We start from the raw sequence: 15690 nt of genomic DNA, 5'->3' as shown, positions 1-15690 counted from the left end.
CCCTGGTTACGGCTTCGTTCTTGTGCTTGTTGTGCTTTTGAATGTGCTGATCAGGATGCGTCGCGGCCCTGGGCAACCTGCCCCAGCGCCCAGGCCAGCTCACGCACCGGTTGTTGTTCGGATTCGTGGATCTGATGCAACTGCTGCGCCAGGCTCGGTGCACCGAAGATGCCACGGATGCCCTGGTCGATATCACCGCTACGGCGGTCGAAGGCCTTGAGCGGCGTGTTCTCGTCGACGCCGTTGCGATCGAAGATGCCCGCCAGCGTGCTGCTGCCGAATACCCCGGCATCGCCGCCGCCGAAGCCGAGGAAGCCCTTGCCACTGCCATCGCCGAACGACGAACTGCCGAAGGCCTGGGCGATGAAGCTCTGCGACAGCCCGCCGTCCTGCACGAAGATATTGCCCAGCGGCGGCAGGCCACCGGCACCTTCGTTCTGGAACAGCGAGGGCGGCAGCACCGGCGAAGTGCCCTGCGGCGTGACCAGCACTGGCACGTTGGGCTGCAACGGCGTCGGCGACGGCGTAGCCGGTACGCTCGGCGTGGTGATGCGGAACTGCGGATCGCCATCGGACAGCGAGCCGATCACGTAACTGTCGCCGCGCAGGGAATTACCCAGGGCATTGCCGGCGGCATCATTGATGCCGCCGGCGTTGACCGTCAGGCCCAGGCTGCCCTGCCCGCTCACGCTACCGACGGTCACGCGGTAGATGCGTGCGTCCAGTTGCACGACCGAGACGATACTGCCGCTGGCCGAGTTGCTGGTCACCAGGGAGAAATCGCCGGCATCGACGCCGTTGACGTCCTCGTCGAAGGTCACCAGGAAATTCACCGTGCTCGCGCCGGTGGGTGACGGGTCCAGGCGCACGATTCCGGTCGCCGTGGGCGCGCGGGTGTCCACCAGCACGCCGTGGCTGTCGCCGACGCCGTTCAGGGATGGATTCAGCGCATTGCCGGTGGCGTCGCGCAGGGAGCCGCCATTCGCGGAAAGCCCGCTGACCTGGATGCCATCCGCGTCGTTGTCGCCAGCCTGGACGGTGTAGCGGAACACCAGGCTGCTGCTGCCAGAGCCACTGACGTAGTCGGCATAGACGGTGCGCCCGCCCATGTCGATGGCCAGCTTCGGCGAGCCATCCACCACCACGGCCTCGCTGGTCTGCACCACGAACTCGAGGGTGCTGCCCGCGTTGTTCAGTGCGCCTGGCGGCACGCTGACCGCGGTGATGGTCGGCGCATCGCGGTCGACGCTGTACACCGCGCCGGCCAGGCCGCCGCTCAATGGGTTGCCCGCTGCGTCGACAATGCCGGTGGCGCTGCCGTTGAGGTTCAGGCCCAACGTGCCCGTCCCCGAGATGCCACTGACGGTAATCTGGTAAGTGCGCGCGTCGATCTGCTGCAGGCCGCTCAGGCTGCCGACGGCAGTACCGCTGCCGACCAGGGTGAAATCACCCAGCTCGACGCCACTGACGTTCTCGCTGAAGGTCACGGTGTAACGCACGCTGCCGGCATTGGTCGGCGACGGGTCGAGGGTGACGATGGCGCTGGGGGTCGGTGCGACGGTATCGACGATAACGCCACTGGTGCCGCCCACATTGTTGAGCGTCAGGTTCATGTCGTTGCCGGCGGCATCGCGCAGGGTGGCGCCGTTGGCCGACAGAGCGCCCACGCTGATGCCGTCGGCGTCGTTGTCACCCGCCTGGACGGTGTACTGGAACACCAGGGTCGAAGTGCCGGAGCCGGCGACCAGATCGGCGAATACCGTGTGGCCGCCGATATCCAGGGCCAGCCGCGGGACACCGTTGACCACGACCGCCTCGCTGGTGTTGACCACGAAGGTCAGGGTATCGCCGGCATTGTAGGGAACGCCGACCGGCACACTGACGCTGCTGACCGTGGGCACCACGGCATCGACCAGCACGCCACTGGTGCTCGCCACGCTATTGAGGCCGTTGACGATGTTGTTGCCGGCAGCGTCGCGCAACGTACCGCCGTTGGCCTGGATGGACGAGCCGAGGGTGATGCCGTTGGCGTCCAGCTGACCGCTGGCCACCACCAGGCGGAACACCAGGGCACTGCCGCCGCTGCCACTGACGTACTGCGCAAAGACGGTGCCGCCGCTGTCCAGGGTCACGGCGATGCGCGGCGTACCGCCACTGCTGTCGACGATGACGTTCTCGTTGAAGTTCACCGTGAAGTCGAGGTTCTGCCCCGCCACGTAGGTACCGTTGGCCGGCACGCCGACGCTGGTGACCGTGGGCGCCACGCCATCGATCACGATATCGCTGCGACCACCGAGGGAGTCCGCGCCGCCGATGGTGGGCAACGTCAGGATCGCCAGGTCGTTGTTGGCGTTGGCCAGGACCGCGCCATTGAGTCGCAATGCCGTGGTGCTCTGGGCGTCGAGATCGGCGCTGCGGTCGCCGGCCTGCACGATGTACTGGAACGTCAGGATGTTGCTGCCCGAGCCGCTGATATAGACCGCCTCGCGATCGACCAGGCCGGTTTCCAGCAACAGGCTGGGGACGCCGCCACTGGTGTTGACGAACACCGACCGGTCGAACTGGACCTGTACCACAATCAGGTCGCCCACCTTGTAGGTGCCATCCGGATTGCCGGCGCTGACACTGACGATACGCGGGTTGGGCTGCTCCACCGTGATCAGGATGAAGTCACTGTCGGTCTGGCTGCCGCCGCTTCCGGACTGCCCCAGGTCGTTGCTGACGATCTGCAGCGAGGCCGGGCCGTTGTAGCCGGCCGTAGGGCTGAAGCTCATGCCGGCCAGAGCATGGTTGATATCGGCGAGACTTCCATCGAAGGTGACGGTGCTGTCAGCGGAACCACTGCCGACGCTGAACGCCAGGCCGGTGACGCTGCCCAGGGTGATCGTCCCGTTGACGGCGGTGAGTGTCACCCGCATGGTTCCACTGCCCACATCCACGTCCGAAATGGAAATCGGGTTGCCGCTGCCGACGCCGAAGAACAGCGTCTGGCCACCGAGCACCGACTGGCTTCCCGGTACGCTGTTCACCGGGGCGTCGTTCACCGGGCTGATGGCCAGGTTGAAGGTGCTCGACGCATACATGTTGCCGCCCATACCGGTATTGCCAAGGTCATCGAGCCTGACCGTCACGGTAACAGTGCCCGATGCATTGGCCGCCGAAAGGTAGCTCACCGCGCCGCTGGCGACGAAAGCGTTGACATCGGCCAGGGTGCCGCTGAGCACCAGGTGGTTGCTGCCCGAGCCCGTCAGCGTCACACCGCCTGCCGCCAACGCGCTGAAGGTGCCCTTGCCGGGCAGTACGCTGAAACTTGCCTCGACCTGTCCGGAGCCGGCGTCGACATCGCTGAAGCTGATACCGGTCAGCACCAGGGGCACGTCCTCGCTGGCGTTCACCGGGGACGACGGCACCACGGGGAGGTTCGGGGCGTCGTTCACCCCTTCGACGTGCAGCGTCAGGCTGCCGCTGCTGGTCTGCGCCGGGCCCCCGCTGTTGCCCAGGTCACTCACGCGGACGTCGAGGCTGACGTCGCCGAAGTAGTTCGGCGACGGCATGTAGGTCAGGTTGTTGCCGGCAAGGTAGGCGTTGATGTCTGCGACCCGGCCGGTAAGGATCACGCTGTACATCGCCGTGCCGACGGCGACGGTGCCGCTGACCGCCGCGTTCAGGGTGCCGTAGCCGGCAGGCAGAGTGAAGGTGACCTGGACGTTGCCGGTGCCCGCGTCGACGTCGGAAACGCTGATGCCGGTAATACTGCCAGCGCTATCTTCAATGAGGTTGATCACCGCGGGCAGGCTGAGCTGCGGAGAGTCGTTGGCAGCCGTCACGGTCACCGTGCGCGTGGCTGAGGCACTGTCGAGCGAGCCGTCGTTCACGCTGAAGCTGATGCTGCGGGTGGAGGTGTTCGGGGTGTCCGAGCTGTTGCTGTAGGTCACCGAGCGCAACGCCGCCTGCCACTGTGCAACGCTGGCGCCGGCGGCAGAGCTGAGCATCAGCTTGCCGGTGCTGCTGTCGTAGCTGCCGACGATGTCACCCATGGTGGCCGGGTTGCTGGTAAAGCCGAGCGTATCCTCCATGCCGTGGAAGTTGCCGGTGATACTCACGGTGGCGCTGTAGAGCAGCGGAGAATCGCTGTCCGATACCGTGAGGCCGCTATCGACTACCACGGGCGTTGAGGCCACGTCCGCGCCCTCGACGAAGGCCGCACTGCCGCCGCTGCTGGTCACCAGCGGCGCATCGTTGACGGCAATCACGGTGACGCTGGCGGTGTCGCTATCGACGGAGAACGGCGTGCTACCACCGCTGCTGGATGCGTTGACCTTGCTGCCCTGCTGCCCGGCGGTGGCACCGCTCTGGTCCCAGGCCTTGAACGTGAAGCCGGCATTGCTGCCGTTGACCCCGTCGGGCACATAGCGCACGCGATCGCTGCTGCGCAGCAGCAACGCCGAAGCGCTGGAAACGCTACCGACATCCTGCCAGCTGGCGCCATTGTCCACGCTGTACTGCCAGGTACCGCCGACGCCCGAATTCAGGTCGGTGATGGCGATGCCCTGCTGCGCGAAGTTGTCCACGTCGCTGACGTGGCCGCTGATGAGGCTGGAAACCGCCTGGCCGACATTGTTGACGTCGCCGTCGGTGAGCGGGTTCAGGGTTGGCGCGCTCGGGTGCAACACCGGCGCGTCGTTGACGTCGCTGACCGAGATGAGCGCCTGCGCAGTCCCGCTCGATAACGCCGTGGAGCCACCATTGGTGGAGGCATCGATGGTGCTGCGAATGCCGTTGCTGGAAGCGTTGCCGGAGCTGCGGTCCCAGGCGCGGAACGATAGCGCGGCGTTTTCACCGTTACGCCCATCAGGCATGTAACGCAATTGGGTGCTGGCGGACAGCAGCAACGCCGCGGAGTTGGACACCGCGCCGATGTCGGTCCAGCTCACCCCGTCGGTAGAGTATTGCCATGTGCCGTTGCCGCTGCTCGCCATCAGGGCGATGCCACTGCCGGGGCCGTCGACATCGCTGTAGTTCAGGCCGGCCAGCAGGGTGCCCACGGTGGTCGTCTGGGAGCTCACGTCTTCCGAGGTAGCCGCCCATGTGTAGGGTCCGCCGGAAAGCGTCGGTGCATCGTTCACCGCACTGATCGATACCAGCGCGGTGACCAGGTTGGAGTCCGCGCCGGCGCTGTCGGTGACAGTGAAGGTGATCAGCCGGGAGTTGTCTGTACCGCCGAAGGTCGGATCGTGCGAGGAGGACGAGAAGCCGATCGAGCGCAGAGCGGCCTGCAGCGCCACCGCGTTGCCGGTACCAGTGATGATCAGGGTGCCGGTCGAGCCGTTGTAGGTCGCGGAGAAGCCGTTCTGGGCGACAAAGTTCAGCATATCGCCGCTGCGCACATCGGTGATGACGACCGTGGCCCTCTGGAAGCTGCTGCCATCGTCCACCAGCGTCAGGCCTGGGCTGAGGAGCGCGTTGGCGCCGTTTTCGGTGAAATTCACCATGCTGTTGGCGGGCGCCAATGCGGGCGCGTCATTCACCGCCACCACGCTGAGCGCAACGGTGGCGCTCGCGCTGGTGCCGCCGTCGCCATCGGTGACAGTCACACTGATGTTGCGCGTCGTTGTATTCGGATCGAAACCGTTGTTGTTCACATAGGTCAGGTTGCGCACCAGTGCCTGGGCGGCAGCGGCAGTGGCCGAGGCGTTGAAGGTAACCACCAGGTTGTTGCCACCGTTGCCACCGGTGAAGGTACCGATGACCACGCCACCGTACGTGACGCTGCCGCCGGACACGCCGATCTCGCCTGCCCCGCTGCCCTGGTTGCGAATGCCCAGCACATCCTCCAGCGATTGCCCGCCCGAGGAGATGGCCACGCGCAACTGGCCGCCATCGAAGTTCGCCGAGTCGCTGTCGGTCACCGTGGCCACGCCCGTGGCGTCGATCAGCGTGGCGCCGCTCTTCTCGGTGTAACTCGCGGTCTGGCCATTGAGCCCGCCCAGCACCGGATCGGCGTTAGGCCCCTTGAGGTCGGCCAGCAGGATCTGTTGCAGGTCCATGTTGGCGACCTGCGGGCTGCCGGAAAGGTTGGTGACCCGCACGGTGAACGCGCTGATGTCGTTGAACCGCGTGTTGTCGATATCGAGGAGCAACGGCCCCTGAGCGCCATTGAAGGAGAAGGACTGGCTCACCATGTTGCCGCCGGAGACTGCCGAGACGTCCAGCCGGTAGTTGCCAGCGAAGGTCTGGACCCCGATGCCGTCCAGGTCGAACTTGGCGAGGTCGACGTTATCCGCAGTCCAGGTCAGTTCGTAGTAATAGTTGCCATCCCCGTCAAGCGCGCCACTCGACCTGAAATAGATCGAGGTTGACGAACTTTCCCGGGTAGCCCCGGTGGACTCGCTGAGGGTGAACCCATCCACCGTGTTGGCGCCGGTGTTGTTGGTCCAATAGGTGTCGCTCAGGAACTGCGTGGAGGATGGCAGCGCGAGCAGGTCGGCATAGTCGGGGCCACCATCGGCAGCCCAGGGTCGGCTCGTCTCGATGTTGCCGGTGTGCGCCTCCAGCGTCCAGTTGCCGCCCAGCGCCGCGGCGCCGGTGCGGTCGGTTGAGGCCGCCACGTCGGCGCGGGTATACGCCGAGAGTTGCTGCAACAGCACCTCGCCGGAGCCCTTGGCCACATCGCAGCCATAGATGAGGATGTCGCCGTTGGCATCCAGGCTATCGCCAATGGCGGACAGCTCGCCGGCCTTGCTGGCCAGGTTGTTGGCGCTGAGCACGGTATTGCCCAGGTGCACCTCGCCCTCTTCGCCGTGACTGAGGATATGGATAGCGTCGATGCCGCTGCGGCCATTGAGGTACTGGGCGATCTGCTGCAGGCCGTCCTTGTTGCCGTCCAGCACCACTACCTCGGTGCCCGGCTTCAGGCTGGCGACCAGTTGCTGGTAGTTGGCAACCTTGCTGTCGACGAACACCACTTCATGGCGTTGGTCGCTGGAGGCGGTGGGAGCAGCGGCGAGGCTGTCGTGGGAAGGCTGATCGGTGGGGGTGCTGTCCTTGCCGGCGGGATGATCCGCGCCCTGGCTGGCGGCGGTATCCGCCACGGTTGCGGCGACCGCGCCGTCGAACATCATCCTGGCTTCGAGACTCAGCGCCAGTGGGGAGCGCATGGCGCCAGACTGATGCTTGCGAACGGCCGACGACCTGAACCAATGCCTGAACATATGGCCTCCTCCCTGAGAGCACACGCGCACAGCCGTACCGCTCCGGTACAGCGACTGCAAGCTGGCAAATTGTTATTGGAATGATCTCGCCATAATGCCTGAAGGCCATGTGCCGTCAATGGCCAGATTGCCGGGGCACCGGGTATTTCGATCAAAGGATGGGCAGGCAACCAATCGCCCTGCGCTCTGGCGGATTTCGTCTATGTTTCCAGGCGGCCCGCCCGCCAGGGGATTGGTGGCCGGGTCGCGTCTTCCGTGATGAAGCAATAACAACTCAAATTAGGGAAATGATCATGAGTGAACAGTCTTATCTCGGCTCGATCAGCGGCTGGGCCCCGAACTTCGCACCGCGCGGCTGGATGTTCTGCGCTGGGCAGATCCTCGCCATCCAGCAGAACAGCGCCCTGTTCTCGCTGCTGGGTACCACCTACGGCGGCAACGGCCAGAACACCTTCGGCCTGCCCAACCTGCAGGGGCGCGTCCCCGTCGGCGCGGGTCAGTCACCGGGCACATCCAACTACCCTCTCGGCGCCATCGGCGGCAACGAGAGTACAACCCTGACCACCGCCCAGATGCCGATACACACCCACACCGCCACCAGCACCATCAGTGCCTCGCTGCCGACCAGCACTGCAGCTGCTACCTCGGCCGCGCCGACCGATACCTTGGTGCTGGCGACAGCCAATGGCCTCTACGGTCGCGATACGGTCGACGTGAAGATCTACGCACCGGCGCCGGGCTCGGTGAACCTGCCGCTGACCAGTTCAGCGACGGTCAACGTCCAGCCGACCGGAGGTTCCCAGCCGTTCTCCATCGTGCAGCCATTCCAGGCAATCAACTACATCATCTGCGTCGCCGGGCTCTTCCCTTCCCGCAACTGACGACTCAAGGAGCATCACATGGATGTCGACAGCTACATAGGCGTCGTCGCACCGTTTGCCGGCAGTTTCGCACCGAAAAACTGGATGACCTGCAATGGCCAGCAGATCCTTATTGCGCAGAACCAGACACTCTACTCGCTGCTGGGCACCGTCTACGGAGGCGACGGTATCAACACCTTCTGCCTGCCCAATCTGGGTGGGCGCGTTGCCATGGGCCAGAGCGCCAACTTGCCGCTGGGCGCTGTAGCCGGGACGGAGCAGATCACCCTGCTCCCAACCAACCTGCCGTACCACACCCACGGCGCCACCGCCGAGGCAACCGTACTGCTGCAGCAGTCCAGCAGCGCGGCCAGCTCCAGCCAGGCGACGGCCAGCGATACGCTGGGGCAGTCGGTGGGCGCCAGTGGGCGTGACACCGTCACGGTGCAGATCTACGGTCCTGCGCCGGGCACGGTGGGGATACCAGTGCAGGCGCAACTTGGCGTGACACTGGCCAATGCCGGCAGCAGCTACCCTACCCCCGTCATGCAGCCCTATCTGGCGCTGACCCAGTGCATCTGCGCCTTCGGCGTATTCCCCAGCCGCAACTGATCGGGACAGCCCGCTACCAGGCCCTAGTTGAACAGGGCCTGGTAGTGGCGCTGGCCGCCGACCGTCGCCGCCAGCGGAGCCAGGTACAACTCGTAGTCGCGCCCGCCCGGGCTGCTCAGGCGATACTGGGCCTCCAGCAGCAGCACATTCATTGGCGTCGTGAAGATCAGCGTAAAGGGCGTGCGGAAACCATTGCCGACCTCGCGACCTTCGATGACGTTGTGCAAGGTCAGCTGGACCGGGTCGGGAACGGTGTGCGCGGTGAACACCTGGCCGAGTTCCGAGCTGAATGCCTGGGCCGTCAGGCCCTGGAGGTCGATGAGCATGAGGTCACTCCCTGATCGTTGAATGGCAAGCTGCGCCCTGCGAAGCCTGGAAACCTGAACCTGCACCTGAATAGACCAAGCCAGGAAAACTACAACAGCCCATGAGCGAGATAAAGACCCGCCCTACCCTGCTTCGCCGCGCCGCCGGCAGCGCCGACGAACCCTGGCTGAAGCGCCTGTTCGCGCAACTGCGCGGCCTGGACGCGGCAATGATCGAGGCCTGCCCCGCCCTGCTCGAGCAGCAGTGGCAACTGCAGCAGCGGATCTTCGCCAGCGACTTTCCCGGTGCGCGTACCGAACTGCTCCTGCTCGACGGCGAGCCCATCGGCGTATTGACCATCGACGAAGGCCCGAACAGCCTGCGCATCGTCGAAATAGGCCTGGAGGCCAACCAGCGCGGTCGCGGCATCGGCGAGTGCCTGCTGCGCGAGGTCATCGCCCACGCCGACCGCCAGGGCAAGGCGCTGGAGCTCGCCGTGATGCGCCACAATCCCGCGGTGCGCCTGTACCAGCGCCTGGGCTTCGAGAGCCTGCCGGGTGTGCCGGATGAGGCGCAATGGCAGATGCGCCGCGAGCCCGCTCAATCCGCCTGATCCCTGCGCAACGCCTCCAACTCCCGGTAAGGCGCCCCAGCCCAACGCGCCACGGAGTCGCGCAGCAGCGCCGGAGCGGAGTCGCGTTTGCCCTGGGAGTCCGCCACGAAAGCCTCGCCCGGACGCTTGGCATTGCGCTGGCTGACCGCCATGGCTTGCTCGACCTGCTCATGGGTCAGCCGCAAGCGCTCGCGCAGGCGCCCGGCCAACACCTGCGGCAACTCCTCGTATGCCACCACCAGGCCGCCATGCTCGCGGCATGCCTTTACCGCCAGCGCCAGCAACCGTCCAAGACGACGAGCGATGTACGCCTCTCGCGGCGCTACCGGCTCATCGGCCAGGTTCAGCGGCGACGGGTTCAGTTGGCCGGGAATCATCTGCATGCCCGGCATATTCAGGTGCGATGCGGCGATCTCCAGCGGATCGCGGTAAAGGAAAATCCATGGCGTATCGGGGAAGCAGCGGCGAATCAGCGGCAGCTCGAATAGATTCCAGGCATCGAGTTTCACCACCATGTGCTGCGCCGGCGGCCCCGCGCTCTGTGCCAGCGCCGACAGCATCGCAATGACGGCCTGCTCCTGCCTGCCCTCCTCCCAAGCGTGGCGATAGTGACTGCGCAGCAGGCTGTCCAGCGGGCCCGGCTCGGAGAGCACCAGGTGGCTATCGAGCCCCGCGAGCATCTGCGCCAACAGCGTCGAGCCACAGCGCGAAGCGTGGAAGACCAGCAGGCTCGGAGCGAGGCCGGGGCTCGCGCGCTGCCAATCGAGCAGCTCGGCCAGACCGGTCTCGCGGCGGAACGCCAGGTTGAAGGGCAGGCGCAGAGCCTGCTCCACGTCGTCATGGAAGAAGGGCCGGGTCAGGCGCTGCTCGCCGAACCAGCACCAGTCCAGGCGCCAGCCCTGTGCTTCATGCCAGGCACGGATGGGCCGCCAACCACGAAATTCGAATTCAGGCTTCAGGCTCGCCATTGGTCACTCCAGGCGCGCCGGGCAAGGCGCATCGCGGCACGCACTTCGGCGTCGGAAAAGTGCAGGTCGCGGGCGGCGCCCAGTGAAACGACCCGTTCGACAAAGGCCGCGCTATCGGTCAGCTCGCACAGTGCACGGGTGAGCTCCGGCTCCTGCGCCACCTGTTCGCGGAAGCACTCGAACGCCTGGCCTGCCCGGCCAGGACTGAGGCTCGGCGTATTCGCCAGGCCCTGTTCGATGAGGTCCAGCAGCCAGTCGTTGCGCTGGCAGTCGAGCACCAGGTGGATACGCTCGCCTGGCCCCGGATTGTCGACCCGATGCGGGCGGGCGAGATCGACGAACCAGCATTGCCCCGGGCGCATCGGCACCTGCAGGCCATCGACCAGAAACTCCACGCCGTCCGCGCTCAACAACGGCAGGTGCAGGCGCAGGTCACTGTCGGGCAGCCCCAGGTCAGGGTCGCAATGCTCGTGGATCCGCGAGCCGGCCCCCAGGCGCAGCAGGCGCGCGCTGCGTATTGTCGTGCGAAAGGCACCCAGCGCGGCCTGCCACACCGCGCTGCGCCTGAGCAATTCGCTGACCAGCGGCGCACCCTGCCCCGGAGCCAGCGGCAACGGCGCGTCCTCGGGCGTGATCAGCGCCACCCCACTCCAGTCACCTTCGTAGAAATCGCTGTTGAAATGCCGCTGCCAGGCCGCCTCGTCAACGGCAGCCAATGCCTCAAGCAAAGGCCGTAGTGGGATATCCAGCCCAAGCCGGGCACAGCGGGGTAACGATGTCGCATTCATGGAACCATCCTTGCTCCGAGAAAAGGCGCCGCTTTAGAATCCGCTCTCCCGCACACCCAAGGCCGCCAGGCGCCGCCAGGCCAACCCCAGGATCGACTGGCCACTGCCCTTCAGCACGACCATGCCGCGCTGTGGTTGCGCCAGTTGCCAGGGCTCTTCGATCGGGCTCAGGCGCACGCCGTACTGCCCCTGGACCGGTTCGGCGCGGTGCTGGGCATCGCGGCGCACGGCAATCGGACCATGGTGGTCGGAGCTCAGCGCCTCCAGATCGACGAACAGCGTACCGTTGGCGTCCACCTCGTCCAGTTTCACCGGCAGCGCCGGGCGCGCCGGGTCGTCGGCGATGAAGCGCCCTTGCGTGCCACTCTGTACGCGCCACAGATCGGCTTCGGCCAGATAACCGCGCAGGCGCAATCCGGGCTCCACCACCCGCACCAGCACGTCGGCTGGTTTCAGCCAACGGCCCTGGCTCAGGTCCGGCAGCAGGTCGCGCACCACTCCGGCATGTGGCGCGCGCAATTGCAGACGCTGGCGCTGGGCGGCAAGGCCCCGGTACTGGGCAACCGATTCGGCGAGCCGCTGCTCGAGAATGCCGACATCGGAGGCCGTCTCGCTGCGTCCGGCCTGGCGGCGCAACTGCAATTGCAGCAGGTCGATCTCGCGGCGCACGATCAGTTGCTTGGCGTCGAGGTCCGGCGAAAGCAGCTCCAGCAGCAGTTCGCCCTGTTCCACCGCCTGCCCATCGTGCACCAGCACCCGTCCGACCTGCGCGGCCAGCGGCGCATGCAACGCCGCGGCACGCATCGCCTCCAGCATGGCCGGCACCTCCACGGAGCCACGCCAGGGCACCGCCAGCAGCGCCATTGCGGCGAGCAATGCGAGCCCGAGCCCGACGACCTTGTGCGGCGCCGCCTGTTCGCGGCGCTGCCACCATTCGCGCAGCTCCCGCCAGATCGGCAGGCCGATGAACCAGACCAGCTCCACCAGCATCAGGAAGATGCCCAGCAGCTTGAAGAACAGGTGGTAGACCGCCAGGGCGATGCCGAAGAACAGCACGGCGCGCCAGATCCACGAGCCGTAGCCCCAGATCAGCAGGCGCCGGCGCAAGGTCGGTGGCCAGGGTTCGGGCATCGGCTCGCCATAGCCGAACAGGGCTTCGCGCAGCCGCCAGCGGCACAGCGCGAACGCCCGCGCCTGGAGATTCTCCACGCCCAGCAGGTCGGTGAGCAGGAAGTAACCGTCGAAGCGCATGAACGGATTGAGGTTCACCAGCACGGTGGTGATCCAGGTCGCGCTGGCGAGCATGAACGCCGAGGTGCGCAGCGGCCCGTCCGGCAACAGTGACCAGGCCAGCAGCGCGAGTACCGCCAGCACCAGTTCGGCGAGCACGCCGCCAGCGCCGATCAGCAGCCGCGAGCGGCGGTCGCTGACCCGCCAGGCATCGCTGACATCGGTGTAGAACATCGGCAGCATCACCATGAACGCCAGGCCCATGCTCTGCACCCGGCAGCCGGCACGCTTCGCCATGAAGGCATGGCCGAATTCGTGGCAGAGCTTGGCAAAGGTCAGCGCCACGCCGAAAGCCAGCGCCCCGCCCAGGCTGAACAGGTGCGGAAAGGTGGCCAGGAAGCGCTCCCAGTCACGCGCCACCAGGAAGGCACCGAGGGCGAAGGTCAGCGGCAAGCCCCAGCGAAGCATCCACGGGCCTTGGCTGCGCAGCACCGGCCAGGCGCGATTGAGGAAGGCGTCCGGGCGCCACAGAGGAATGCGGAAGAACAGGTACTGGTGCAGCACTTTCTGCCAGAGGCTGTGCCGCTGCAATGCAGCTTTTTGCCCATAGCTGGCGCGTTGTTCGGCGTCGACGGCGGCGATCAGGTCATGCCCCCGCAGGAAGCGCAGGAACTCTTCCAGCTCCTGCTCCCCCAGGGCCTCGCCAGCTTCCGCATTGGCCGCCCCCAGCACCCGCTGCGGGTCACCGAGGGTCCAGTGGCGCAGCAGACGCACGGCAGCGCCACCGAGTTTGAAGTAGCGCCCACGCAGCGGGTCGGCCAGCGTCCATTGCGGCGCACCGTCGAGCCCCGGCGCGGCCGGCGACAACTGCAGGTCCGGGCGCAACGCCGGCAGCATCACAGCCCCAGACTCTGGCGCGCGGCAACCAGTGGCCGGCGCAACAGGTAATAGGCCAGCGGCGCGCGATCACCATACAGCTTGGCAGTGCCGCGCAGGCCGATGCGCGGAGGCGCTTCCTCGAACGCGGCGTCCAGCCGGTACGCCAGTTGCCCGGCGGCGGTGGTCTGGGCCTCGTAGGCCGCGCGCTCCAGGCGAGCGACATGGCGGCGCAGCGGGTCGCTGTCGAGCAAAAGCACGGCTTCGGAGCCGGGTTCGAGGGCAATGGCGTCGCCCACCGCCAGGTCGATACGCAGCTCAGCCTGGCGCGGATCGGCCAGCTCCATCAGGCGCTCGCCGGTCTGCACCGGTTTGCCGGTCCAGCGCTCGGCGTCGGCGAATACCGCGATGCCGTCGCGTGGCGCCCGCACCTCGGCGCGTGCCAGCAGGTCGCGGGCGTAGTCGCGCTCGGCGCGCTTCTGTTCCACTCGCGCCGCCAGCAGATCGACCCTGGCGCCTGATTCGGCGTCGGAGAAGGCGCGTTGCGAGTTGGCCTTGAGTTCGGCCTCGGCCACGCCGAGGGAGCGCTCGGCTACGTCCGCCTGCGCCTGCAGCGTGGTGGCGTCGAAACGCACCAGCAGGTCGCCGGCCTTGACCGTCTGGTTGGGCTTGACCAGCACCTGCTGGATCACTCCGTCCAGCGGTGCGGCGATGACCTGGCCGTCCAGCGGGACGACCTCAGCCGGCGCCAGTACCGACTGGCGCACGGGTACGAGCAGCAACAGGCATAGCCCGGCGGCGATCATCGACAACTTCTTCTTCGGCCAACGCGCTCGCCAGGGCTTGCGCGGCTGCAGGGCTTTCCAGGCGTGGGCGTAGGCATCGCCCAGTTGCACCAGCAGCGCCTGCTCCGCTTCGCTCCACGGTTGCTCGCGGGCCAGCCAGAGGCCGCCAAAGACAGCCCCCTGCTGGTCCGCCAGCGGCAGCCAGAAGACGTCTCCGGCGGAGAGCGCCTGCCAATCAGCCTGCTGCTGCGCACCCAGGGCCTGGAAGTCGACGCGCTGCGGCTTGTCCAGGGCGCCGAGCCTATGCAGTTGGGCGCAGGCCTGCTCGACGAAGGCGACGAAGGGCGCATTGGGTTCGACGACGCTGATGCCGGTCAGCGCCTGCACCTTGCCCGCGATCAGCAGCGCCGCGTGGCGGTAGCCGAACAGTGCCTGCCCGTCGTTGACGATGTGATAAGCCAGTTGCTCGACCGTTCCTGCTGCGCGGGCCTGGCGCTCCAGCTCGAGGAACTGGGCAAAGAGGCGCTCGGCCAGGCCGACCTGCGGTGCGTTCATGGCGTCTCCGCGAAGCGTGCCGTCCCGCTCATGCCGGCCAGCAGGCCCTTGGTCTCGGCCGGCAGCGTGGCGATCAGCGGCAGCATCTGGCTGCCCTCGTCGATCCGCGCACCCAGGCGCTTAACCTCGGCCTGCAGCGGCTCGCCGGTTTCATCGGGAACGAAGGTGAAGGACTGCCCCGCCTTGAGCCTTGCGACCCAGCGCGAGGGCACCAGCAGGCGGATTTCCAGGCTGCGGTTGTCGACGATTTCCAGCAGCGGCGCACCACCACTGACGCTTTCGAAAGGCTGCGCCTTGCGCTGCACGACCTGGCCGTCGTAGGGCGCGGTGAGCGCACAGCGGCGCACCTGGACCTGGTAGACCTGGGCCTGGGCCTGGGCTTCGGCAAGCTTGGCCTCGGCCAGCGCGACCTCGAAGCGCCCTACCGAGTTGAGCGCCGCCAACTGGCGGTTGTGCGCCAGTTGCTCGCTGGCCGCCTTGGCACCGGCCTGCGCGGCGTTCAGTTGAGCCTGATACGCGGAGCAATCGAAACGGACCAGCACGTCGCCCTTGCGGAAGGATTGCCCCTCGGCGAAGGGCATCTCCAGGATGCGCCCGGCCAGCTCGCTGGACAGCATCGCCTGGTCGCGCGCGCGCAGGATGCCACGCACATCGCCGGCCCCGCTGGACGTCGACGGGCTCGACAGCAGCGGGTCGTCCTGGCCGGGCTGCGCCGCGTGGGCTGCTCCGAACGCGCACAACGACAACCCCAAACCTAGCCAAATCCCTTTATGCATAGTGGTCTCCCCGGCAGATCGCGGGAGTCTACGGTACTCCGCAAGCGCCGGATATTGGCCGTAGCAGAAATCCTTCGTACGCTAGGCAGCCGGCCAGCACCGATAAAATG

The 15690-nt window shown here is 66.7% G+C and carries 10 protein-coding genes; 3 read left to right on the top strand and 7 right to left on the bottom strand.

Going from position 1 to position 15690, the window contains the following annotated elements:
- Positions 1–50: 50 nt before the first annotated feature.
- Positions 51–7157, bottom strand: coding sequence for a DUF4347 domain-containing protein (locus A6723_RS07555; RefSeq protein ID WP_256233808.1), 7107 nt, complete (start codon positions 7155–7157; stop codon positions 51–53).
- 347 nt (positions 7158–7504) lie between these two features.
- On the opposite strand from A6723_RS07555, the gene A6723_RS07550 reads away from it, so the two are divergent.
- Both A6723_RS07550 and A6723_RS07545 read left to right on the top strand, forming a co-directional pair.
- Positions 7505–8092 (top strand): phage tail protein, encoded by a 588-nt coding sequence (locus A6723_RS07550; protein WP_054908895.1) that lies wholly within the window; start codon positions 7505–7507, stop codon positions 8090–8092.
- 18 nt (positions 8093–8110) lie between these two features.
- Positions 8111–8683, top strand: coding sequence for a phage tail protein (locus tag A6723_RS07545; RefSeq protein ID WP_054908894.1), 573 nt, complete (start codon positions 8111–8113; stop codon positions 8681–8683).
- Between the two features lie 23 nt (positions 8684–8706).
- On the opposite strand, the gene A6723_RS07540 is transcribed toward A6723_RS07545, so the two are convergent.
- Positions 8707–9009, bottom strand: coding sequence for a hypothetical protein (locus A6723_RS07540; RefSeq protein ID WP_054908893.1), 303 nt, complete (start codon positions 9007–9009; stop codon positions 8707–8709).
- A 101-nt stretch (positions 9010–9110) separates the two neighbouring features.
- Between A6723_RS07540 and A6723_RS07535 the strand changes: the two genes are divergently transcribed.
- Entirely contained in the window at positions 9111–9602 is a 492-nt protein-coding gene (locus tag A6723_RS07535; protein ID WP_054908892.1) for an N-acetyltransferase, read from the top strand.
- On the opposite strand, the gene A6723_RS07530 is transcribed toward A6723_RS07535, so the two are convergent.
- The 5 genes from A6723_RS07530 to A6723_RS07510 are packed head-to-tail and all read right to left on the bottom strand — an operon-like array spanning position 9590 to position 15580.
- Positions 9590–10570 (bottom strand): aspartyl beta-hydroxylase, encoded by a 981-nt coding sequence (locus tag A6723_RS07530; RefSeq protein ID WP_054908891.1) that lies wholly within the window; start codon positions 10568–10570, stop codon positions 9590–9592. The two genes, A6723_RS07535 and A6723_RS07530, sit on opposite strands and share 13 nt — an antisense overlap.
- Positions 10558–11358: an aspartyl/asparaginyl beta-hydroxylase domain-containing protein gene (locus A6723_RS07525; protein ID WP_054908890.1), complete on the bottom strand. Its 801-nt coding sequence runs from the start codon at positions 11356–11358 to the stop codon at positions 10558–10560. The genes A6723_RS07530 and A6723_RS07525 overlap by 13 nt, the downstream gene beginning before the upstream one ends.
- A 33-nt stretch (positions 11359–11391) precedes the next feature.
- Entirely contained in the window at positions 11392–13488 is a 2097-nt protein-coding gene (locus tag A6723_RS07520) for a site-2 protease family protein (protein ID WP_175405531.1), read from the bottom strand.
- On the bottom strand, positions 13485–14804 hold the full coding sequence (locus A6723_RS07515) for an efflux RND transporter periplasmic adaptor subunit (RefSeq protein ID WP_054908888.1): 1320 nt from the start codon (positions 14802–14804) through the stop codon (positions 13485–13487). The genes A6723_RS07520 and A6723_RS07515 overlap by 4 nt, the downstream gene beginning before the upstream one ends.
- The gene (locus A6723_RS07510) at positions 14801–15580 is read right to left on the bottom strand and encodes an efflux RND transporter periplasmic adaptor subunit (RefSeq protein WP_054908887.1); all 780 of its coding nucleotides are present in this window, start codon (positions 15578–15580) and stop codon (positions 14801–14803) included. The genes A6723_RS07515 and A6723_RS07510 overlap by 4 nt, the downstream gene beginning before the upstream one ends.
- Between the last annotated feature and the right edge of the window lie 110 nt (positions 15581–15690).

It is taken from the genome of Pseudomonas sp. AU11447, from assembly GCF_001672555.2.
GTDB classification, from domain to species: domain Bacteria; phylum Pseudomonadota; class Gammaproteobacteria; order Pseudomonadales; family Pseudomonadaceae; genus Pseudomonas; species Pseudomonas nitroreducens.
Note: the sequence above shows the minus strand (reverse complement) of the source record. Positions and strands in the feature narration are given on the sequence as shown.

Bases quoted from the DNA above. Each gene is read 5' to 3' on its own strand.
- A6723_RS07555 (WP_256233808.1), bottom strand. From the start codon at position 7,157: ATGCGCTCCCCACTGGCGCTGAGTCTCGAAGCCAGGATGATGTTCGAC.
- A6723_RS07550 (WP_054908895.1), top strand. From the start codon at position 7,505: ATGAGTGAACAGTCTTATCTCGGCTCGATCAGCGGCTGGGCCCCGAAC.
- A6723_RS07545 (WP_054908894.1), top strand. From the start codon at position 8,111: ATGGATGTCGACAGCTACATAGGCGTCGTCGCACCGTTTGCCGGCAGT.
- A6723_RS07540 (WP_054908893.1), bottom strand. From the start codon at position 9,009: ATGCTCATCGACCTCCAGGGCCTGACGGCCCAGGCATTCAGCTCGGAA.
- A6723_RS07535 (WP_054908892.1), top strand. From the start codon at position 9,111: ATGAGCGAGATAAAGACCCGCCCTACCCTGCTTCGCCGCGCCGCCGGC.
- A6723_RS07530 (WP_054908891.1), bottom strand. From the start codon at position 10,570: ATGGCGAGCCTGAAGCCTGAATTCGAATTTCGTGGTTGGCGGCCCATC.
- A6723_RS07525 (WP_054908890.1), bottom strand. From the start codon at position 11,358: ATGAATGCGACATCGTTACCCCGCTGTGCCCGGCTTGGGCTGGATATC.
- A6723_RS07515 (WP_054908888.1), bottom strand. From the start codon at position 14,804: ATGAACGCACCGCAGGTCGGCCTGGCCGAGCGCCTCTTTGCCCAGTTC.
- A6723_RS07510 (WP_054908887.1), bottom strand. From the start codon at position 15,580: ATGCATAAAGGGATTTGGCTAGGTTTGGGGTTGTCGTTGTGCGCGTTC.